Raw genomic sequence first — 21,661 nt, forward strand, 5'->3', positions numbered from 1 at the left:
CGTGTCGAGCTTCAGCACCATGCCCAGCCCATTCCCAAGATCACCGCGCGATGGAGGATTCGCTTCAGTAACCGGAAGTCTCACGCAGCCATCGCGCATGCCGGCGGACGCGCGATGGGTCCTCGGGGAAATAGTCGGCCCAGTTCTCGTTCAGGGCCGTCCAGGCCGCCGGCTGTCCACTCTCTGTGACCAAAGGCGTCGCTACACTCGTGATCGCGACGAACGACAGCCCGAGAGTCACCGGCCACTCGGCGCGGTAGGAACGCACGGTCGCCATAGCGGGTTCGGGCAACAGCTCCACCTTGACACCGGTCTCCTCGAAGAGTTCGCGGCGTGCACCTTCCCGCGGTGTTTCCCCGGGCTCAACGCGCCCGCCCGGCGGAACCCAACCACGCCACCGGTGACGAACCAGCAGCACACGATCGAGATCCTCGTCGAACGCGGCCGGAGCGCTCCGGCCCGGCACCGCACGACGCCCCTGAACACCACCACCGCCTACACACGAGGAGCAGCACCTTGACGTACACAGCCCGCGCCGAGTGGGAGAAGCACTTCAGCGACGGCAGGAACTTCCGGCAGGTCGGTGAGCGGGAGCGGGAGATCCTCGCCGAGCACGCCCCCGCCCCGGGCGGCGGCCGCGCGCTCGACGTGGGCTGCGGCACGGGCGACCTGGCAGCCTGCCTCGCCTCCCTCGGCTACACCGTGGACGCCGTCGACTTCGCCGACAGCGCGCTCGCCCGGGCCCGCGAGGAGCACGCCGATGTCGAGGACGTGCGCTGGTTGCACCTGGACATCGAGCGCGACGACCCTGCCCCGCTGGATGAAGAGGGGTACGACCTGATCACGCTCCGTCTGATGTACGCGTTCGTCCAGGACAGGGGGCGCCTCCTTCACGGGCTGGGTGAGCGGCTCCGGAACGGTGGCGCTCTTGTCGTCATCACCCCGGTGGCGGCGAGCACACCCGAGGAGCGGCGCGGCATCGCCCTGGACGAGGAGGAGATCGCCGTGCTCACCGCCGGGTGGAAGGCGGTGGAACGCCTGGACGCGGACGGCATGGCCGTCCTGGTCCTGCGCGGCCCCTGCCACACCGGCACAAGGGCCGTCGAGAAGCGGCCCCCCACCGCCCATGCCCTGACCGGCGCCCTCGCGGTCGTCACCGACCACGCCGGCCGGGTACTGCTCGGCCGCTCCCGCCGCGGCATGCTCGAACTGCCCGGCGGCAAAACCCACGGCCCGGAGGACTTCGCCGCCGCAGCCGTCCGCGAGCTCGCCGAGGAAACCGGCCTGGTCGCCGCCCCGGCGGACGCGTACGTGGTGACGATGCTGGTCGACGACAGCCACGGCATCCCGAGGCTCACTGCCGTCGTCCGTGTCACCGCGTGGACGGGAACCCTGGCCAACCCGGAGGCGGACAAGTTCGACCGCTGGGAGTTCCTCGACCTGCACGCCCTCGCCTGTGCCGGGGACGTCTTCGTCCCGGCCGCGCTCGCGATCGACAGCGTGTGGCCCGGCGTCATCCCCGACCTGCCACCGGTGGTCTCCTACCCGCTCGCCAATGATCGGCCGCCCGTGCCGGGCGAACCGGCCGAAGCCGTCCGGCTCCGCCGGGCGATGGCCCGGACGGTGATCGAGGGCGGCTGGGCCCCGTCCGCTGCCGTACGCAGTGCGCTGGAAACCGTGCCCCGGCATCGCTACGCCCCGGAGGCGAGCCTGGCGCACGCGTACGACGGCGGCGACCGCGCGGTCGTAACCCGCCGCGATGAGACCGGGACGGCCATCAGTTCAGTGTCCGCGGCCTGGCTCCAGGCCGACATGATCGAGCAGCTGCGTCTCGATCCGGGCGCGATCGTGTGCGAGGCGGGGTCCGGTGGCTACAACGCCGAGCTGATCGCCCACGTCACCCAGGGGCGCGTGGTCAGCGTGGACATCGACCCCTGGGTCGTACGCCGCACCCGGGCCTTCCTCGCGGAAGCCGGCAGAGGGCGTGTCACCGCCGTGGAGGCGGACGCGGCACTCGGTGCCCCAGCCCACCTCGTGCCGCGCGGCGGCTTCGACGCCACCATGATCACCTACAACTGCTGGGACATCAGCCCTGCCTGGGTCGAGCAACTGGCCGACGGGGGACGCCTCGTGATGCCGCTGGAGATGGGCGGCTACACCCGGTCGGTCACCTTCGAGCGGCGCGGCCAGATTTTGCACGCCCGCCACTTCACGTACTGCGGCTTCGTCCGCGACCAGGGACAGCAGGCCCGCACCGCCCCGCTCGTCCACCTTCTCGACGGGGCCCTCAGCCTCCGCTTCGACGAGGGCGCCCCCGCCGGCACCCACGGTCTGGAGGAGGCGCTGCGCGGGCCGCGCCACGAGATCGCCACGGGTATCACGATGGGGGCGAACGCCTACTTCGGATCCCTGCAGCTGTACGCGGCGACCACCCTGCCCGGCTTCTGCCGGCTGCACGCCCACCAGGACCCCGGGGCCACCGTCATCCCAAAGGGCCGTGACGCGCCCGCCGTCCTCGGGGATGCCTCGCTCGCCTACCTGACCCATGTCCAGACCCGGCACGGCGAACAGTCGCAGGACCGTGAATGGGAATGGGTTGTGCACGCTTTCGGCGAGCAGGGCCCGCGGCTCGCCGAGCAGCTCACGGCCACGGTCCAGGCATGGGATCGCCACATCCGAGCCGACGACAACAACGAGCACGCCGATCCCGTCCTGACCGTCCACCCGGCCGGCACCCCAATCCATCAACTGCCCCTGGGTGACGTGCTGGACAAGGCGTCCTCCCGGCTGGTGTTCCGATGGCCCGGCCGCGACGGCAGCCTCCCCTCCCCCACCAAAACCTCCGACACAGTCACCACCGCCACAGGAAACGCCTGATCAGCTGGCTGAACGGTGCCTTCGGCAGCGGCAGGACATCCATTGCTTGGGCCGGTGGTCGGGGATCAGGGACCCCGCGGAGTGCGGGAAGGAGCTGTGGCCTGTCGTCACGGACAACCCCGCTTCGGAGACCAATTGCAGCCCTCCCTTCGAGGGCAACGCCCCTTACCAGCAGGTCCTCAAACTGGGGAGGGCATGACGGCCTCGGCATCGAGAGCGTCGGCGTGGTCGAAGAGGCCACAGATCGCTGCTGCACCCGCAGGAGGCGGCGAGCCGGACCAGCGCGTCGGTGCGCGCACGGGTGGCGCTCCGATGCCGGGCAGCGCGTACGACGCTGCCGCAACGGCCTTCGGAGAGGCGGCGGCCACGGCGCGCGACCGGGGCCGCGCGAGCGGGTGCGCGTGCTGGCCGGGGCTTGCCGGCGGACGTCTTCGGCCTGGACTAGGTGATCGAGGCCGGGAGTTCAGGCCGTCTACGCTGTGACCCGCGGCCACCACCGTATGATCGTTTGCCTTCATACGAATGGTCAACGGCGGCTGCGTCCCTGTCGCCTCGGATGCCATCGGCAATGCGAACGCGAGGAGACCACCTGTGCAGACCGCAGCATACGAAGCACTGCTCATCGGGGGCCGCGCCGGAGTAGGCAAGAGCACGGTCGGCTGGGAGGTCTCCGCGCAACTGCAAGCCCTACGCATCGCCCACTGCCTGATCGAGGGCGACAACCTGGACCAGGCATTCCCCGCCCCGGCGGACGACCCCTCGCGCACGAAAATGACCGAGGCAAACCTCGCTGCCATCTGGCGCAACTACGCCGCTCTGGGATACCGCAGGCTGATCTACACCAACACGGTCTCCGTTCTGGAACCCGATCTGATCGCCCGCGCCATGGGCGGCGCACCCCGCATCACCGCGGTCCTCCTGACCGCCGACGACGCAACCGCCCGGCAGCGCCTGGGCACCCGGGAGATCGGAAGCCAACTCGACGCCCACATCACCCGGAGCACCGTCATGGCCCAACACCTGGAAGCCACCGCGCCTCCATGGGTCGCACGAGTGCCCACCGACGACCGGTCCGTCACCGACATCGCACGCGATGCCATCGCGGTGACACACTGGTCATCCCGATCGGCACAGACCACAGATCACGATCTGCGGCTGGAGTACTAGGGCACGTATCGAGTTGTGATCGAAGGGCGGTTCGAGCGTGACCTTGCGGAGCGCCCCTCATGCTCGCGGACATCGATCTCCATCCGGTGGTGCAACGCACCCCAGAGACTGTCGGTGCGCGGCACTATGCTGCGGCAGCAACTGGGCTCCGTGCGGGCGCGTGAACATGGAAGTGAGACTGATGAGACCGCTGGACTTGCTGGTCAGGGAGTATGTGGCCCCAGTGATGCGATCAGCCAAGTTCAAGCGGGCTGGCCGCACCTTCCGCTTCGTCTCGGACAGACAGTGGTGATCAGGCTGTTCTCGGGTTCGCACGTCACTACGTCGACCCGGACGCCGCTGTGTTCGAAGTGGGGTACCGCCTAGTGCCGGCTCTCTACTGGCAGTGGATCAACCGGCAGCACTGGGCCAGCGGCGAGGTGGGGGCTCCCCGCGCCTTCGGGGAGGCGGTTGTGGCAGGCGACGTGATTCCACCACCACAGGCAGCACATATGCCCAACATCGAGGGGCGGCTTCGCTCACGCTGGGCTCTGCGCGAGGACAACCGACACATCTGCGGTGAGGCGCTGGCAAGTGCGTTGCGCAACGAAGCGATCCCGCAGATGATTCACCTGCTCGACCGAACCAATCTCCTGCACGAGTGTCGCCATCCAACCATGCCGGTCGTGCGACTGGTGCCGCTGACCAGGCTGGAGATCTTGCTGCGGGTCGATGACGCACCGGTTCCGGAGATAGAAGCGCTGCTGTCCGACGTGCGGCCAGCTGGTCCTGGGGACGATTTCGCCGCCTGGGTGCGTCGGCGGCTGGCGACTCGCGCCGTCGACCGGTAAGGCGCTCAAGTCGCCGCCCGAGCGGTCAGTCGCATCGGGTGAGGTCTTTGATCCAAATCATCGAGGCGCGCAGGCGGAGGCCGGCGAGGTAGCTCTCCGGGGTCTTGTCGTAGCGAGTGGCGATGCCCCGCCAGGCCTTCAGCTTGTTGATCAGTCGCTCGACGGTGTTCCGCTCCTTGTAGAGGTCGGCGTCGTGACTGACGGGTCGACCGGCCTTGCTGCCCTTCTTCTTCCGGTTGGTGGCTTGGTCCTTCTTCTCCGGGATGACCGCCTTGATGTGTCGTTTTCGCAGGTGGGCACGGTTGCCACGGGACGAGTAGGCCTTGTCCCCGGCGACCGCGTCCGGGCGAGTGCGGGGGCGGCCCACAGGCCCGCGGACTCGTACCTGGTTGAGCACGGGGATGAACTGCGGACTGTCCGCGGCCTGGCCCGCGGTCAGGACGAATGCCAGCGGGCGGCACTTGCGGTCGGCGGCGAGGTGTACCTTGCTGGTCTGCCCACCCCTGGAGCGTCCCAGGAGTGCGGCCTTCAGGCGGACTCTTCGTCGGCGTTGGATCCCTCGCCGCACCTCCCGCTCGGGATCCGCTTCGGCTTCCTGCCCGTTTTGTTCTGCGGAGTTGCCCCTTTTGGCCTGACCTTCTCTTCCTTGGCGGCGGCCTTCTCCAGAGCGGTGAGGAGGCCCTGATCCAGGTGCATCCCAGCGGCGTCGTGGTGAGCGCGCGCGGTGGTGGAGTCGATGCTGACCAAGGACAGGTCCACCTCACCCCGCTTCGCTGCTTCCGCGATCAGGCTCTCCAGCAGGGCCTCGAACACGCCCGCGTCACGCCACTGCCGGAAGCGGTTATGCACACTGGACCAGGCGCCGAACTCCTTCGGCATCTCCCGCCACTGCCCGCCCGTCCTGAACCGCCAGATCACACCCTCGAACTGCTGCCGCAGCCGCGTGGGGTACGGGCCGTACTCGCCGATCGGCAGGAACGGACCGACGAACTCCCATTCCCCGTCAGTCAGTTGCACTCGCGTCACGCAAGAAGATCTACCGGTCCAGACGCCGCCGCGAGGGCGATTCCTGCAAATTGATCACGACTCGATACACGCCCTAGTGCCGCGTCAGGCAACGTTCGCCCTGTCGACGACCTCCTGTAGGCGTTGGTCGTCGGCGCGGCGGTTCCGCCAAATGATGTAGCGGCGGATCAACCAGGAAGTCCGCCGGCTTGGTCAGGCTCCAGGTGGAAAACGGCAGGTCGTGCTCGGTCGGCTTCGACTTCGCGATCTCGCGCCGCTCGGGCAGCGTGAAGGCCTTCGGCCGGCCGGCCTTGTACTTCGGGTACAACGAATCGAAGCCGTCCGCGTTGAAGTTGTGGATTACATCCCTCACCCGGTCCGCGCTGGTGAACGACACCTCGGCGATTTTCACCACCGGCATGCCCTGCGCGGACAGGAGAACCATCTGGGCCCGCCGCCATGTCACCACTGATCCGGTGCCTCTGCGGATGATCCTCAGCAGGCGCTGTCCCTCGTCATCGTCGATGTGTCGAACCTGAACTCTGTCGGCCACGCCGACCAGTTTCAGTGAACGCGCCGATCGGGATCCGGTTCCCGACCGGCGCGTCGCGGCCTGCAGGCGGCGGTATCAGCCGAGGTGCCGGGCGAAGAACCTCAGCGTGCTCTCCAGCTCGAATGCCGGGATCTCGCCGTGCTTGCCGGGGTTGGCGTGCAACGTCTTCTCGGCCGAGGCCAAGGCGTCGAACAGCGCCAAGCTCTGAACCCTCGGCACCCGCTCATCGTCCCACTGCACCAAGAACTCCACTGGGACGGTGATCCGCGCGGCGGCCTCGGCCGACGCCAGCACTCCGCCCAAGCCCAGTACCGCCGCGCGGACCCGCGGTTCGGCAGCGACGAAGGGAACACCAAGTCCACATCCCAGCGAGACCCCCCAGTAGCCCACCGGGCCGGCGCCTACGTGCTCGAGTTGCTGAACCGCGTCCAGGACCGCTCGCCATTCCGGCACGGTCTGGCCGGCCACGAGTGCCTGGAAGCCGGCGATCAGCGGGGCCAACTCTTCACCGGCTTCCACCCGAGCCTGGTTCTCCGTCGCGATCCGGTCGTACTCCTCAACCTTCGGCCGGTCGCCATGGGCGGGCACGTCGACCGCCACGACCGCGAAACCGCAGTCGGTCACGAAGCGGCGTGCACGAGCCAGGACGTCAGGGGCCTTCTTGTGCTGACCGCCACCGTGTCCCATCAAGACGAGGGGACGAGTGGCGACGGCACCTTCCGGCGTCCACAAGACGCCAGGAATGTCGCCGAGAGTGAAGAGTTGTTCGCGGACGCCGTCGGACGACGCCTCAGATATGAAGCGCATAGCGGGTCATGCCTTTCGGGATGCCTCTGCGGGCGCTCCCTAGGCCATGCGAAGGGGGAGGGCCCGACCTGTCAAAACGTTGATCGGTCTCACCTCCTCAGTTCGCAGCAGTGCACGGCGGCAGGAACGTATCACGAAGGACTCCGCCCTGGCCCGGGCAGGGATACCGACAGGGCAAACTTTGTCTGATGCGGCACTAGCTCTTTGGGGTAGCAGAGGCCGTAATCCATGTTGGCCCGGATCCTGCCGATGTCCGGCAACGGGACCGGCTCATGGGTGCCGCCAACAGCCGGTGACCCCGCCGCGGAGCCTCACATACCGTTGCCCCGTACGTGAGCAGGGCATACGGAGGTAGGGCATGGTGGACGAGACGGTACGTGCAGGCGCCGGGTTCCGTACGGAAGTCTTCGTGTGGCTGGGTCTCGCGCTGCTCCTGGGCGCGCTGTCGGCCCTGGTACTGGTCCCCCAGGCACAGCTTCAGCGCTCGCTCCGCGACGGTGTGCTCGCCGACGCCACCATGCATACCCGCGGCACCTTCGCGCTGGGACAGTGCAAGGTCGCCTTCGAGGCGCAGGACCGCACCGTCGTGGCGGCCCTGCCCCCAGGCAGTAGTGGCAGCAAGTACCCCGTGGGCGCGCACCTCACCGTCCGGTACCGGGCGGACGATCCGCAGGCAGTCGCCGCCGCGGCCGACGTGGACGGCGGTGGGGCGACCCTGCTGGCCGCCTCGACCGGCGCGGGCGCCGTATTGTTCCTGCTTCTGCCGGTCATGAAGACGGTGGCCCGAACACGGCGGCGACGCGCGGCGTCCAGCGCCGTTGGATGACCTGCCCGGCCCGCATGCCGATCACTGTGCCACTGACTTCGACTCGTCAACAGGTGCGGCACTCTTCGTGCACCGGCGAACCGGTTAGCCGCAACGGCGGTTTGCTGTGGCAGGCACAGCCGCTCAAGTCCGGGGGCGGCGTCACGGGTCGGTGCTGTGGACCCGCGTGAGCTGCCCCATGCCGGCTGTCGCCGCCTCCGCCAACTATGGGCAACGGGTTTGTGGCCGAGTCCGGAGTGGTGGGATCGGCTCACCGGCGCGCAGCGGCGCCGACCAGTACGAGCCGGAATGCCCGATCTCTCCTTCTGGGGCATCCGGCCCAGCAGATCAGCCGTTGTGTCCTTCGGAACGGCCGCCGAAGGCCAGGTGGACCGGCGCTGTGATGACGCGCCCGCGCGTCGGCCAGGCGGCACCGTTCAGCCCAATCGACCGGCCGAGCGGGCCGTTCGCGTGGCGTCGCCTCCCGTACGGTATCCGGCCTCGGTGTCGCTGTTTCCGTTACCGGCAACGATGGCTGAGGGGCTCCTCCAGGAGGAGCAGAATGAGACCGGCGGCGGCGAGAGCCGCACCGGTGACGACGGTGTAGTGCGGGCCATGTCCGTCCAGGAGGCGGCCGCCGAGGAAGGAACCGCCGGCGATGCCCGCTTGGAAGGCAGCCGAGCCGGCGGCGGAGGCTACGTCCACGTTGCCTGGGGCGATGCGCAGGACGCGGCTGGTGAGAGCGGTGACCATGCCGGACAGCGACAGGGAGAGCAGGGCAACAGCGGTCACCGCAGCGGTGGGGTGGGATCCGGCGGCCACCAGCAGTGCCAGAGCGGCGGTCACCAGCGTCACCGACCCGGTCATGGTGGCGCGGCTACTGCGGTCCGACAGCACCCCGGACACGCTCGTACCCATCAGACCCGCCACCCCGCCCACTGCGAGCACCGCGCCGACGGAGGGCGAGGACATCCCGGCGACACGCGTGAGGAAGACGGTGACGTACGTGTAGAAGGTGAAGAACCCGGCGACTACGACCGCTGTCACCGTCACCAGCAGGGCGAAACGGAAGCCGCTGGGCTCCGGGGCGATGGCGGCCGGGTTGTCTTCGGCCGAAGCCGACGGCAACCCGGCTACCACGATGGCCCCGGCGAGCAGGCCCAGAACGCTCATCACCAGGAACGGCACCCGCCAGTCCGTCTGCTGCCCGAGCCACGTCCCGGCCGGCACACCCGCCACCTGCGCCAGCGAGGACCCACTGAACAGGGCGGCCACCACCTTCGCCCGCACCCGCTCGGGAAACATCCCAGCGGCAGCCGAAGCGACCACCGACCACAACACCGCATGGGTCAGCGCGATCAAAATGCGTGCCCCCAGCAGCACGCCGTACCCAGGTGTCACACCGCACAGCAGCGTGGCCGCGGTGAAGACGCTCAGCAGCACGGCCAGCAGACGCCGACGCGGAACCCGCCGGGTCACCGCGGTCAACGGCACGGCTGTCGCCATCACCACCAGTCCGTAACCGGTCACCAGCAGCCCCACCGACGGCAGCGACACCCCCAGCCCGTGTGCGATCTGCGGCAACAGCCCCACCGGCAGGGTTTCCACCGTGGCGAACGCGAACAGCGCGACGGACAGCGCCGTCACCGCGGCCACCGCTCGCCCGCGGGTGACCTCGCCGGGCGCCTTCGCCATCGACTCCGGCACAGTCACATCCATGGTCGCAACAGGCCCCTTCGCAAGGATTTCGCTCCTTCAATGCCGTAGGTGCACAACCCCTCCCCCGGGATCGGCCGGCCTCGGGGGCTCACGTACGGCGAACTCGCCACCCGGCACAGCCGGAACCGGCTCACCGCTCAGGGCATCGCGCTGACAGTCACGCCGACGAGACTGCGGAGAGATGCCCACACTTGCTGTCGCGGCTCAGCGAAGGGCGGGTTCCGTGTTCAGAACACACAGCACTGCATTGGCTTGCGACGCATCAGTGGGCCCCGGTGTCCGGTTGGTGGCCGGAGGGCCGGGTCGGGGCTGTCCCGGCTGCCCCCAGTTGACGTCTCTACGTCAAAAATCTTGCCCCACCGCGTCACCCACGGCAACGACTTTAGTAAAACATGCCGAAATTAAACGTCCCCTCAGCCGAAACTTTCGGAGGCATCCAACTGGCGCGGAGCCCGGGAACCAGTCGCCGACGCCTCATCAGCTTGAGGAGGACAGTCTGCGAACGTCCGAGCAGCGGGTGGCCGGCAGCCCGACCCGCCGGATCCACCGGGCGACCAAGACTGGGGACAGGGGCTTGGCACAGGAGCGGCGGGCGCTGGCGCAGCTTGCCCGCGAGGTGCTGCCTCCGGAACCGCTTCGGTTCTGATGTCCTCTCAGCTGTGGGCGAGCGTCCACCGCAGCCCGTAGGCGGCGGCGCCGGACGCGAGCACGGCCGCGCCCCAGAGCACGGAGGTGCCGGGCAGGGCGAGGGCCAGGGCGAGGCAGCCGGCGGTGCCCAGGACAGGCACGATCCGTGGCGGACGGCCTTCTGCGGGCGTGAGGGTGAAGGCGGATGCGTTGGCGACGGCGTAGTAGGCCAGGACGCCGAACGAGGAGAAGCCGATCGCGCCGCGCACGTCAGCGAACGCCGCGAGGCCCGCCACCATCGCGCCGACCGTCAACTCGGCACGGTGGGGGACCTGGAAGCGGGGGTGGATGGCGACCAGGGCGTGGGGCAGGTGGCGGTCGCGGGCCATGGCCAGGGTGGTGCGGGAGACGCCGAGGATCAGCGCGAGCAGCGAGCCCAGTGCCGCCACGGCCGCGCCGACCCGCACCACGGGGGCCAGGCCGGACACGCCCGCCGCGCGGACGGCGTCGGCCAGCGGCGCGGTAGCGCGGGCGAGCTGGTCGGGGCCCAGCACGGCGAGGACGGCGAGCGCGACGACGGTGTAGACGACCAGGGTGATGCCGAGCGCGGTCGAGATCGCACGGGGAATGGTGCGGGCCGGGGCGCGGACCTCCTCGCCGAGGGTGGCGATGCGCGCGTAGCCGGCGAAGGCGAAGAAGAGCAGCCCGGCGGCCTGGAGTACGTCGTGCCATCCGGCGTCGGCACCAACGGTCCAGTGTCCGGTGTCGGTGGCCGAGCTGGTGAGGCAGGCGGTGACCACGGCGGCGAGCACCGCCAGGACCACCGTGACGATCGCCCTCGTCAGCCACACCGCCTTCTGTACACCGACGTAGTTCACCGCCGTCAGGGCCACCACCGCCGCGACCGCCACCGCATGGGCCTGAGCGGGCCAGAGGTAGGAGCCCACAGTCAGCGCCATCGCCGCGCAGGAGGCGGTCTTGCCGACCACGAACCCCCACCCCGCCAGGTAGCCCCAGAACTCACCGAGCCGCTCGCGTCCGTACACGTAAGTGCCGCCGGACTTCGGGTAGAGGACCGCCAGCCGTGCGGAGGAAGTGGCGTTGCAGTAGGCGATCACCGCGGCCAGCGCCAGGCCGAGCAGCAGCCCGGACCCGCCCGCCGCCGCGGCCGGGGCGAGGGCGGCGAAAATGCCCGCGCCCATCATCGACCCGAGGCCGATCACGACCGCGTCGGCCAGGCCCACATGCCGCTTCAGCTCCCCCGGACCGGCCGGTGGCGGCGACGCACTCATGTCCTACCTCCTCGTAACGGGCCTCGGTACCAGCGCACGGTATAGGAGCCCGGCATCGGGCAGGTGAACACGACCGACGGGACCTTCCAGCCGGGCGTTCGACGGAGGTACTGGCCCGGCAACCCGCTGGTGTTCTGACAAGCACCTCGGCCTCACGAGGCCCGCTGCATCGAGGAGGACGCTTTCAAGGCCACACTGGCGCGCCGCCCCATACCAACCCATGTCCACTGATCTCGGTCGGCGACGAGAGCATCGCTGTCGATGCTCTGGGCGTCGACGACGCAGGGCGGTTGGTTCGTCGCTGATCAGTCAGGTGACGCCGAAGGCCGTCTTGGTCGAAATGTGTTGGCCGACCGGGTCGAGGGCCGGGAGACTCAGGTGCTGTGAACATGGGGATCTCTGGTTTCGAGCCGTCCTTCCTGGTCGGGGTCGACGCGATTCGACAGGTGCACGGAACACGCCTGACGACGCTCAGCGGCAGGCGGTTGACGCGGTACGCGCTGGTGCGGTTCGTCGAGGACGGGGACTGGTTCGCCGACTGCCCGCTGGTACTGGACTTCGACGGCATCCAGGTGGAGGTCTGCCACTGGAAGTTCGACGAACTCTCGATCGGCTGGGACACGATAGACACCGCGGCGATCATCACGGGCTGGGAATGGGTCGAGCTCACGCCCCAGTGGTCCCACGATGACGAACGCCTCGAACCGTTCGTCGGTCAGGAATTGAGCGAGGTCGCGCTCCTCGAATGGCGGCCGACAGGCCGTGACCTGGCAGCGGGAACCGTCGCAGTGGAGTTCGTCTTCGCCGGCGGGTGCCTGCGGATCGTCAACGGCCTCGACGAGAACCGCATCGAGGTCGAAGCGGCCCATCCGGATTACGTCCGACACAGGCTGGCTCGCGAAGCACTACCGCCCGGCCGGATTCCGGGTGACACCGATGACGGGCAGCGGGGCGGCCCGAGCCGGGACGCCGGTCTGCCGGGGAGTCGGCCCGGCCGGCGTGGGGACGTCGGTCGGTCGCCCCAGTAGCTGGCCAAGTGCGTGTTGCCCGTTGTCCACTGCGGCGCGTTCGCCCTCGGTCAGCGGGATGGCCGCGAACGTCCTCCGCAAGGCGAAGGAGCCAGTGGCGGGTGAAGGTTGCCGTGGACATCGGCGGTGGGGCGCCGGGTCTCGGCCAAGGGCACCTCAGGTGCAATGCACAGGGCTCTGATTTCCTCAGCCGCTCAGCCCCCGGCCGTGCGGTTCCATGACCGGGCGCACCCCGCCGAACACCGGGATCAGGCCTTCTTGACCACGCTGGACTTGAGCTGCATGGCGCCGAAGCCGTCGACCTTGCAGTCGATGTCGTGGCCGTCGACACCGTCCTCGATCAGGCGGATGCCCCGGACTTTGGTGCCGGTCTTGATACCTGTGGGGTGGCCCTTGACCTTGAGTGACTTGATCACGGTCACGGTGTCGCCGTCGGCGAGCACGTTGCCCACCGCGTCCTTGACGATGCGGGGGCCGTTGTCGCCGCCCGCGGATTCGGCGGCGGGCGACCATTCGTTGCCGCACTCGGGGCAGACCAGGAGGGCGCCCATCTCGTACGTGTGGACACTGTTGCACTCAGGGCACGGGGGAAGGTTCTCGCTCACCGGTGCAGCATAGAACGACTTGCTTAATTGCGAAATTCTGCAATCGAATGGGGGTGGCCGACTCGTGCGGCGGACCTCCATGCGCGACCGCCCGTGTCACGGCCCGTAGTCCGACGGGCCGTGACACGATGTGCTGCTCCGCCTGAAAGCGCCCGCCGCGTCGCCGCAGCGGGCAGGCATACGTTGCCAGGGCCGGGAGTCGGTCGTCGCCGGCACCGGAGCACAGCGGATCGGATGTCCGGCGTCGCCTCGCATGGTGCAGGCCGACGCCGCTGGAAAGCCGAAGATTCGCTCCTCGGGGGCCCCAGAGTTCGGCGAACGGCGTATGTGCCGTCAGCGTGCGAACTTCGCCACGGCCTCCGCGGTGACGGGGGTGAAGAAGTTGACGAGGTTGCCGTCGGGGTCGCGGAACAACAACGACCGGTTGCCCCAGGGCATCGTGGTGGGCTCCGTGACGAAGTCGGTGACAAAGCCGGCCAGGTTCTCGTGCACCCGGTCCACGTCGTCGACGAGGAACTCGGTGATCACGCTGTGGTTGTCCGCGGGCCGGGCAGAGTCCGGGGCGAACAGCGGGACCGTGGGGGTGCCGGCGATCGCGAGGGTCGCGCCCGCGGTCCTGAGTTCGGCGAAGTCCTCGGTGGCCCACGTCGCCTTTCGTCCTGTGGCGCGCTCGTAGAACGCGACGAGGCGTGCGACGTCGGCGGTGATGATGCGGATCGAGACGAAGTCCATGGAGAGCTCCTTGGCCGGGCCGAAAACGGTACGCCTCAGACTAGGAAAGATAGTGGACAGAATCGGTCCTCTATTCTCGGATCCGCGTTAGGCTGCGGAAATGCCTGGACCCACCGGCCGCGTGCTGACACTCCTGGAACTGCTGCAGTCGGGAGGCACCCGGACAGTGGCCGAGCTCGCCGACCGTCTCGGTGTCGAGGGGCGCACCGTGCGGCGGTATGTGAGCCAGCTGATCGATCTGGACGTGCCCGTGGAGTCGGTGCGAGGCCGGTACGGCGGCTACCGGCTGTCTCCCGGCTACCGCTTGCCTCCACTCATGCTCAGCGACGACGAGGCGCTGGCCGTGTTGCTCGGCCTGGCCGCCGGCCGCCGGGCAGGGCTGACGACGACGGAGCGCACGGCGAGCGAGACCGCATCGGCGAAGATTCGGAGAGTGCTGCCCAAGCACATCGCCCACCGGCTCGACACACTCCTGTCGGCTCTCGCCCTGAGCGATGAGCCACGCGAGCCGGACCGCCCTGATGCCGAGGTCCTGCTCACCATCGCCGACGGGGTCCGCCACAGACGGCCGGTCTCCATCCACTACATCGACCGCGAGGGACAGCACAGCGAACGCACGCTGCACACGTACGGGATCGTCTCCCACGCGGGCCGGTGGTATGTGACGGGAAGGGACGACGGGGTCGGCGAGGACAGGACCTTCCGGCTCGATCGCATCGCAAGCGCGCGGGCCCTGCCCGGCTCGTTCCAAGCGCCCGCGGAGATCGACACGGCGCAGCGGGTGGTGTCAGGGTTCGCCACGGCCGAATACCGGCACGAGGTGTCCCTGCGGATCCACGGGACGTGGGAGCAGATCCGGGTACACCTTCCGGCCAGTGTCGCCGGCCTCAGGGACCACGAGCCCGCTGCGGACGGGGACCCGGCGGCCGAGCACTGGATACGCGTAGAACTGCGGGTGCAGAGACTCGACTGGCTGCCTCGGGTGCTCGCCTCACTCGACCGGCCGTTCGTCATCGAGCGCCCGGACGAACTGCGTACCCTCGTTGACGCGCTCTCCCAGCGCCTGGCGTCGTACGCCCGCCAAGCCTGACAGCCGTCCAGAGGGTGGGTCGGCCTCCCCATTCCGCTCCGGGCGTTGGCGGGTGGCGCGGGCTCGGCATGAAGCGCGTCTCTCCGGGCCGGTCGAGCCGGAGAGACGCGCTTCGTGGGGCCGAGCCGCCCGCCGGGTCTACTGGAGGGTGATGTTGTCCAGCTCGGCGTAGCCGGTGCCACCCGCGAAGTAGGGCGATCCCTTCGCGAGTCGGATCGTGTTGTAGCCGGCTCGCAGGTTCACATCGACGGTGGCGGTTCCGGTCGGCTTGCCCCAGCCGGACGAGGTGGGCGCGTAGGTGACGGTGGACCAGGCGCCGCCGTTGTAGGCGAGGCCCTGGGTGGCGTTGGCCCCGGTGGCGTTGGCGTACCTGATGGTCATCGTGTACTTGCGCGCGGTGGGCACCTCGACGAGGAAGTCGACGAAGCTCTGGTCGCGCATGTCTGCCGTGTTGTCGATCCTGCCGACATAGCTGCCGTTGGAGGCGGAGGTGGAGCTGAAGGTGCCCGCGTTGACTATGGTGGCGTTCTCCGCCTCGTACGTCTGCTGCCAGGTGGGCGCGCCGGAGGCGGGTGTGACGAGCAACTGGTAGGCCATGACCGCGTCCATGCCGGAGACGGGGACGGTGATACTGCCGTCGGACGCGACCGGGTAGTTCGCTGTGGAGATGGTGACTGGTGCGGCCTGGTTCGTGTGGCGGCCGGTGTTGTTGGTCCGGGACAGCTTCACGCTCACTTGCGAGCCGAGAGCGCCGACCCCGTTGATCTTCACCTTGTTGTCGCCGCTGTCACCGCCGAAGACAACGTTCACCTGCTTACGGCTCGCGTCGTACGAGCCGACCCCGTCGAGCCACGACTGGGGCACGGTCTCGACGATGTTGCCGGACTGGTCGCCGTACCACTTGTAGGCCCAGTAGGACGCCGTGGGCTGGTTGTTGTAGAGCAGGCCGTTCATCGTGCCCGCTTCGTACCAGTAGGCGCGCTCGGCGTCGTGCACCCCCGCACGCTCGAACTCGGCCATGTAGTGCACGGCCACGCTGGGCTGGTCGACCTGGCTGGTCGAGCCGTACTCGTTGATGGAGACGGGCCGGTGCGACAGGCCGAGGGAGGTCTCGATCGCCCGGAAGTCGTCGATGTTGGCCTTGACGGTCTGCCAGCCGGAGTTGGTTCCGAGCTGGTGCCACACCGCCACACCGGGAAGTGTGTTCGTTTCCTTGGCGTGCTGCATGAACGCGTACATCCAGTTGTGGTTGTACGCGGCGATGCCGGGGCCCACGATCGGCGTCTTGGCGTCGACCGCGCGGATGGCCCTGTAGCTGCGCGTCCACATGTCGTGGAACGACCCTTCGGTGTCGTCCAGCTGCCCCTCCCACGTCCAGTCCGGCTCGTTCCAGATCTCGTAACCGGCGATGTTCGTGGTCGACTTGGCGTCCATCCGCGCCTTGATCATGGTGCTGATCTTGAACTCCCAGTCGGACCAGCTCACCCAGTTGTAGGGGAACCTGCTGAAGATGTCGGGGAGTCTCAGGTACTGCTGTGCACCCGCCTTGGTGATCTTGTCGGCGACCTTGAGCCCGTCGCAGCAGGGAGTGGTGGCACCGTTGCCGAGCTGCTGGGTGCCGGGCGGGGGCTGCGTGAAGGTGTTGAGGCGCAGCGGGTACAGCTGGCTCAGCGAAGGCGTGGTCTCCCCCGCGTCGACGCCGTACAGGCCGCCCGCGGCGACATGGGTGACCGGACGGACGGTCTTGCCCACGTTCACGGTCAGGGTGTTGCCCGCCGCTTGAGCGGGTGTCGCCGCCATGCTCCCGGCGGCGATGACGGCCAGTCCGATGGTGGCGTGGGTGAGGGCACGACGCAGGCGGTGGGGTCTGCCGAGAGCCGGACGACCGAGCTCCCGCTCGGTGTCGGACGGTGCCTGGTGACGTTGCCGGAACATAGTGGGCCTTTCGTGAGTGAGGCCGATTGAGGAAGCGCTTCCTCATCGAGGCCCGCGTCACCCCCATGGAAGAGGTGTCGGGGAAGGCGGCCTTGCGGGGTGGGTGCCCACTCAGGGGCGCGCTGAATTCCGGGCCGAGGAAGCGCTGCGTTGCGCTGATGCTTCACCCGGCGACCGAGTCGCGTCAACACGTACGGCAGGGATACTTTGGGAAACATCTCAAACATCGAGGAAGCGCTTCCTCGGAGCGTCCGCTCAACCGACGGACTGCGCGGGCACCGGGGTCACCCGGTGGATTCCCTGATCACGACACTGCACCTGTGCAGCCGGACACCGGCGCCCACCGGCCTGCCGTCGATCATGTCGAACAGATCGCGGACGGCGCCGGCGCCCAAGGTGTGCAGGTTCATGTCGACCGTGGTCAGCGGCGGATCGTTCTCCACGGCGAAGACGGACCAGTTGTCGAAGCCCGTGAGGGCGACGTCCTGCGGCACCCGCCGTCCCGCGTCCCGAAGCGCCTCGGTGACGCCGACCGCGAGTTGGTCGGAGCCGCACACGATCGCGTCCACGTCCGGTGCGGCCGCCAACAGCTTTTCGGTGAGGCCGCGTCCGGAGCGCTGCGACCACTGGCCGTACAGCACCTCGTGGGCCAGGTCGAGGCCAGCGCCCGCCAGCGCCGCCGAGACACCGCGGACGCGCTCCACGACCGCCCGCGCCTCCCGCGGCCCGGTCACCACAGCGATCCGGCGCCGCCCGCCCGCCAGGACATGCTCCGTGAGCTCGCGGGCCCCGCCCAGGTCGTCCGGGACGTGGACGACGTCCGCGGCTCCGGTCTCCCCGTACACGTAGACCACCGGCTGATTCAGCAGCCGGCCGATCCGCGGGGTCGAGGTGTTGTTGTCGCCGACGACGAGCACCCCGTCCACCTGCCGGTCCGCGAAGCGTTCGACGATCCTCCGCAGTCGGGCGCGGTCGCCTCGCGCATCGCTGACGATCATGCTCAGGTCGATCTCGCTGAGGGCCTCCTCGGCCCCCAGCAGGATGGGCAGCACGAAGCGCTGCGCGTCGCTGTCCGCGACGACGAGCCCCACCGTGCCGGTGCGCCCGCTCATCAGGCTGCGCGCGATCCGGTTGGGTGTGTACGCGAGTTCGCGGGCGGCCTTGAGCACCCGGGCGCGTGCCTCGTCGGACACCCGGGGCTGCCCGTTGATCGCCTTGGAGGCCGTGGTCAGGGAGACCCCGGCGCGGCGTGCCACCTCGGACAACGTCGTCGAACGCGCAGCGTGCATGGGCTGATTCTGGCAGCCGTCCGGGCACATCGGCGGGCGGGGGACCGCGGAGCCGCGCGGTGGTCCGGCGAGGGACGTTCGCCGTACCGCCTTGAAGCGACCCCGCGGCCGGCCATGGGGGCAGTGCCCGTGTGAGCTGCGAGGCGGAAGCGGGGGTGTCAGTCCTTGACCGCCCCCGCGGTCACACCGGCGGCCACGTAGCGCTGGGCGAGAACGAGCAGGACCGCCGCGGGGAGGGAGGCGACGACCGCCGTGGCCATGATCGCGTTCCACTCCTGGTTGTTGTTGCCGATGTACTGGTAGATGCCGAGGGTGATCGGGCGCATCTCGCCGCCGCCGTCGAGGGTGCTGGCGAAGACGAAGTCGGACCAGGCCCACAGGAAGCTGAACAGGGACACGGTAACGACGGCGTTGCGGCTGACGGGCAGGACGACGGACAGGAAGGTGCGCCAGGTACTGGCTCCGTCGATGCGGGCAGCGGCGATGAGTTCGCCGGGCAGCCCCGACATGAACGCGGCGAAGATCATGACGCCGAACGGGACCGCGATGGTCGAGTCGGCGATGATCAGGCCCCACCACGAGTTGAGGAGCCCGAGGTCGAGGAAGATGCCGTAGAAGCCCATCGCCATCACGATGCCCGGGATCATCTGCGCGACCAGCAGGACGAGACCGAGTGCCCCGCTGCCCGGTGCGCGCAGCTTGGCCAGCGCGAAGCCGGCCGGAGCGGCCAGGACGAGGGTGAGCGCGACGGTTCCGATCCCGATGAGCAGGCTGGTCCCGAGGTACGGCAGCTGGTCGTCGACGACGGCTTGGTAGCCCTCGAAGGTGGGGTGCAGGGGCAGCAGGTCGGGCGGCGACTTGCGCATGTCCTTCTGCGGGGTGAGCGAGACGTTCACCATCCAGTACACCGGGAAGAGCATCACGGCCGTCAGGACCAGGCCGATGCCGGTGCGGAGGCGGGAGCGGTGGTGGATCATGCTTCCTGCTTCCTCTGGGCGCGTATGTACAGCAGGCCGAAGGCAAGGGCGATCAGGATGAGGATGTTGCCGACGGCGGCGCCCGGCCCGAACTTCGGCAGCAGGGTGCCGTAACCCAGCTTGTAGGACCAGGTGGCCAGGGTCGACGAGGAGTCGCCGGGGCCGCCCCTGGTCATGATCCAGATCAGGTCGAACACCTTGAGGGTGTAGACGAGGCCCAGCAGCAGCGTGATCGCCGAGACCGGACGCAGCAGCGGGAAGGTGACGCGCCAGAACTGCTGCCAGGGATTCGCCCCGTCGAGCGAGGCGGCCTCGTACAGCTCGGCGGGAATGTTCTGGAGACCGCTGTAGAGGATGACGAGGTTGAAGGGGATGCCGATCCAGATGTTGGCGATGATGACCGAGGTCAGGGACCAGTCCGGGGAGCTGAGCCAGTCGACCGGTCCGGCGCCCACGAGGCTCAGCCCGTAGTTGAGCACGCCTGACTCGCTGTTGAACATCCACGACCAGGTCGACGCGGAAACGATCAGCGGCAGCAGCCACGGGATCAGGAACAGTGCCCTCAGAGTGGCGGAGAGCCGGAACCCGCGGTTGAAGAAGACCGCGAGCGCGAGACCTGCGGTGTACTGGCACACGATCGACGCCAGTGTGAAGACCATGGTGTGCGTCAGCGCGGGACCGAAGGTCGGATCGTCGAGGACCGTACGGAAGTTGTCCAGGCCGGAGAACGGGGCGTCGCCGGTGACGAACGAGCTCACCGTGTAGTCGCGCAGGCTCAGATCGAGGTTGCGGTAGAGGGGATAGACGTAGAACACGGCGAGGTAGATCGCCAGAGGCGCGAGGAACGCCAGTGCGGTGAACCGGCTCGCTCGCCGCTGCCGCTGCTGGACCGATCCGGGGGCGGCGGGCGCGGAAGTGCCTGTCCTGGCTCGGGGTCGCCCGCCGTGACGGTCGGTGCGGGTGATGGTCATACGGTCTCCTGAGTGCAGGGTCCGGACCGGGGCGTCCTGGTGGCACAAGCGGTGCCCCGGCGCCGTGGCCCTGCGGACGGGCGTCGGGGGTCAGTTCGTGCCCTTGTCCGCCGCCTCCTGCGCGGCGGCGAGCGCGTCCTCGGGGCTCTTGCCGCCGGACAGCGTGCTCTGGACGGCGGTCCACATCGGCTCGGAGATGGTCGGGTACTTGGTGCCGAGACCGCCGCTGGTGCGGCCTCGGGCCGCGGCCACCGCCTCGACCCAGGGCTTGAGCTTCTCGTTCTGCGCGACCTGCTGCTTCTGCACGGAATCGGTCGGGGCGACGTAGGTCAGCGTGGTGTCCGTCTTCAGGACGTTGCCGGCGCTGGTCAGGCAGTTGGTGATCTTGCTGCTGGCGTCGTAGCGCGAGGTATCCTTCTGCACGGGGATCGTGACGAACTCGCCCCCGGTGGGCACGGGTGCCGCGCCGCCGTCGCGGCCGGGGACGGGGATGACGCCGTAGTCGAAGCCGGCCTTCTCCGCGTTGCCGAGTTGCCAGGTGCCGTTCTCCGCGAACGCGTAGTCGCCCGTGGCGAACTCCTGCCAGCTGGTCGTCTGTGTGTTCTGGAGGACGCTCCTGGGCGCGTATCCGCTGTCGACCCACTGCTTCCACAGACCGAGCGCCGCTTGGCCCTTGGAGGAGTCCAGCTTCGTCAGGTCGCCGCCGGCGCCCCAGAACCAGGGCAGGAACTGGAAGCTGCCCTCCTCGGTGTTGATGGCGGAGAAGGTGATGCCCTTCTTCCCCTTCCCCTTGACCTTCTTCAGCGCCGCTGTCAGCGAGTCCCAGTCCGTGATCGAGGCCGGTTCGACGCCGGCCGCGTCCAGGATCTTCTTGTTGTAGTAGAGGGCGAGGGTGTTGGCGCCGATCGGTGTTCCGTAGGCGTCTCCGTCGATGGTGCCGGCGCCCAGGATGTTCTCCTGCACTCCGTCGGTCTTCAGACCGACGTCGGTGACCTTGTTGAGGATCCCCGCTTCCACCAGTGTCGACACGACCGGGTTGTCCACCAGCATGACGTCAGGGGCGTTGCCCTGCTGCGCGGCGAGCAGAGCCTTGTTGCCCAGGTCCGTGGTGTCGTACGCGGTGCGCTTGACCTGGACACCGGCCTCGGTCCCGCACTGCTGGACGAGCCTGCCCCACTGGGACGAGGCGTCGAACTGCGGGTACGGGTCCCAGAAGGTGTAGGTCTTCTTGCCGTCGCCATCGGCGCTGGAGGAGCCGGAGCCGCCCTCGCAGGCGGCGAGGGTGCCGAGCGCCGCGACGACGGCTACGGCAGTGATCAGTTTGGGGCGCGCAGAGCTCACGATGACCTCGC

Annotated in this window: 17 protein-coding genes and 2 pseudogenes; 6 read left to right on the forward strand and 13 right to left on the reverse strand. The window is 68.8% G+C overall.

Going from position 1 to position 21,661, the window contains the following annotated elements:
* Positions 1-64 precede the first annotated feature (64 nt).
* Positions 65-466 (reverse strand): NUDIX domain-containing protein, encoded by a 402-nt coding sequence (locus ACZ6C6_RS13040; protein ID WP_469202052.1) that lies wholly within the window; start codon positions 464-466, stop codon positions 65-67.
* Between the two features lie 50 nt (positions 467-516).
* Here ACZ6C6_RS13040 and fxlM point away from each other — a divergent pair, with 50 nt between their 5' ends.
* The 3 genes from fxlM (at position 517) to ACZ6C6_RS13055 (ending at position 4,874) form a co-directional block, all read left to right on the forward strand.
* The gene (gene fxlM, locus ACZ6C6_RS13045) at positions 517-2,877 is read left to right on the forward strand and encodes a methyltransferase, FxLD system (RefSeq protein ID WP_469202054.1); all 2,361 of its coding nucleotides are present in this window, start codon (positions 517-519) and stop codon (positions 2,875-2,877) included.
* Between the two features lie 591 nt (positions 2,878-3,468).
* Positions 3,469-4,044 (forward strand): AAA family ATPase, encoded by a 576-nt coding sequence (locus ACZ6C6_RS13050; RefSeq protein ID WP_469202056.1) that lies wholly within the window; start codon positions 3,469-3,471, stop codon positions 4,042-4,044.
* Between the two features lie 491 nt (positions 4,045-4,535).
* Positions 4,536-4,874 carry a hypothetical protein gene (locus tag ACZ6C6_RS13055; protein ID WP_469202058.1) on the forward strand — a complete coding sequence of 113 codons (339 nt, stop codon included), beginning with the start codon at positions 4,536-4,538 and terminating at the stop codon, positions 4,872-4,874.
* A gap of 25 nt (positions 4,875-4,899) precedes the next feature.
* On the opposite strand, the pseudogene ACZ6C6_RS13060 reads toward ACZ6C6_RS13055, so the two are convergent.
* The 3 genes and pseudogenes from ACZ6C6_RS13060 to ACZ6C6_RS13070 all read right to left on the reverse strand — a co-directional run bounded on the left by ACZ6C6_RS13060 (position 4,900) and on the right by ACZ6C6_RS13070 (position 7,239).
* Positions 4,900-5,900 (reverse strand): annotated as a pseudogene (locus ACZ6C6_RS13060) (IS5 family transposase).
* A gap of 169 nt (positions 5,901-6,069) precedes the next feature.
* Positions 6,070-6,432 (reverse strand): annotated as a pseudogene (locus ACZ6C6_RS13065) (helix-turn-helix domain-containing protein); the annotation flags it as partial.
* A gap of 75 nt (positions 6,433-6,507) precedes the next feature.
* Positions 6,508-7,239 (reverse strand): dienelactone hydrolase family protein, encoded by a 732-nt coding sequence (locus ACZ6C6_RS13070; protein ID WP_469202060.1) that lies wholly within the window; start codon positions 7,237-7,239, stop codon positions 6,508-6,510.
* 358 nt (positions 7,240-7,597) lie between these two features.
* Here ACZ6C6_RS13070 and ACZ6C6_RS13075 point away from each other — a divergent pair, with 358 nt between their 5' ends.
* Complete coding sequence (locus ACZ6C6_RS13075) at positions 7,598-8,065, forward strand: hypothetical protein (RefSeq protein WP_469202062.1); 468 nt, start codon at positions 7,598-7,600, stop codon at positions 8,063-8,065.
* Between the two features lie 498 nt (positions 8,066-8,563).
* Here ACZ6C6_RS13075 and ACZ6C6_RS13080 read toward each other — a convergent pair whose 3' ends face one another.
* Both ACZ6C6_RS13080 and ACZ6C6_RS13085 read right to left on the reverse strand, forming a co-directional pair.
* Positions 8,564-9,763, reverse strand: a complete 1,200-nt coding sequence (locus ACZ6C6_RS13080; protein WP_469202064.1) for an MFS transporter — start codon at positions 9,761-9,763, stop codon at positions 8,564-8,566.
* A gap of 653 nt (positions 9,764-10,416) precedes the next feature.
* Entirely contained in the window at positions 10,417-11,682 is a 1,266-nt protein-coding gene (locus tag ACZ6C6_RS13085) for an APC family permease (RefSeq protein ID WP_469202066.1), read from the reverse strand.
* A gap of 383 nt (positions 11,683-12,065) precedes the next feature.
* Here ACZ6C6_RS13085 and ACZ6C6_RS13090 point away from each other — a divergent pair, with 383 nt between their 5' ends.
* Positions 12,066-12,710 carry a hypothetical protein gene (locus tag ACZ6C6_RS13090; RefSeq protein ID WP_469202068.1) on the forward strand — a complete coding sequence of 215 codons (645 nt, stop codon included), beginning with the start codon at positions 12,066-12,068 and terminating at the stop codon, positions 12,708-12,710.
* 248 nt (positions 12,711-12,958) lie between these two features.
* On the opposite strand, the gene ACZ6C6_RS13095 is transcribed toward ACZ6C6_RS13090, so the two are convergent.
* On the reverse strand, positions 12,959-13,315 hold the full coding sequence (locus ACZ6C6_RS13095) for a zinc ribbon domain-containing protein YjdM (RefSeq protein ID WP_469202070.1): 357 nt from the start codon (positions 13,313-13,315) through the stop codon (positions 12,959-12,961).
* A 333-nt stretch (positions 13,316-13,648) separates the two neighbouring features.
* Positions 13,649-14,047, reverse strand: a complete 399-nt coding sequence (locus ACZ6C6_RS13100; protein ID WP_469202072.1) for a VOC family protein — start codon at positions 14,045-14,047, stop codon at positions 13,649-13,651.
* Between the two features lie 100 nt (positions 14,048-14,147).
* Between ACZ6C6_RS13100 and ACZ6C6_RS13105 the strand changes: the two genes are divergently transcribed.
* Positions 14,148-15,137 (forward strand): helix-turn-helix transcriptional regulator, encoded by a 990-nt coding sequence (locus ACZ6C6_RS13105; protein WP_469202074.1) that lies wholly within the window; start codon positions 14,148-14,150, stop codon positions 15,135-15,137.
* Between the two features lie 138 nt (positions 15,138-15,275).
* Here ACZ6C6_RS13105 and ACZ6C6_RS13110 read toward each other — a convergent pair whose 3' ends face one another.
* From ACZ6C6_RS13110 to ACZ6C6_RS13130, 5 genes are all read right to left on the reverse strand, one after another.
* The gene (locus tag ACZ6C6_RS13110) at positions 15,276-17,072 is read right to left on the reverse strand and encodes an RICIN domain-containing protein (RefSeq protein ID WP_469202076.1); all 1,797 of its coding nucleotides are present in this window, start codon (positions 17,070-17,072) and stop codon (positions 15,276-15,278) included.
* A gap of 284 nt (positions 17,073-17,356) precedes the next feature.
* The gene (locus ACZ6C6_RS13115) at positions 17,357-18,361 is read right to left on the reverse strand and encodes a LacI family DNA-binding transcriptional regulator (RefSeq protein WP_469202078.1); all 1,005 of its coding nucleotides are present in this window, start codon (positions 18,359-18,361) and stop codon (positions 17,357-17,359) included.
* A gap of 158 nt (positions 18,362-18,519) precedes the next feature.
* A complete protein-coding gene (locus ACZ6C6_RS13120; RefSeq protein ID WP_469202079.1) occupies positions 18,520-19,338 on the reverse strand; it encodes a carbohydrate ABC transporter permease in 819 nt (272 codons plus the stop codon).
* Positions 19,335-20,309 (reverse strand): carbohydrate ABC transporter permease, encoded by a 975-nt coding sequence (locus tag ACZ6C6_RS13125; protein ID WP_469202081.1) that lies wholly within the window; start codon positions 20,307-20,309, stop codon positions 19,335-19,337. Before ACZ6C6_RS13125 ends, ACZ6C6_RS13120 begins: the two co-directional genes overlap by 4 nt.
* Positions 20,310-20,399: 90 nt before the next feature.
* Positions 20,400-21,653, reverse strand: a complete 1,254-nt coding sequence (locus tag ACZ6C6_RS13130) for a sugar ABC transporter substrate-binding protein (protein WP_469202684.1) — start codon at positions 21,651-21,653, stop codon at positions 20,400-20,402.
* Positions 21,654-21,661: the final 8 nt, after the last annotated feature.

The sequence above is a fragment of the Streptomyces sp. NPDC041814 genome, from assembly GCF_055590565.1.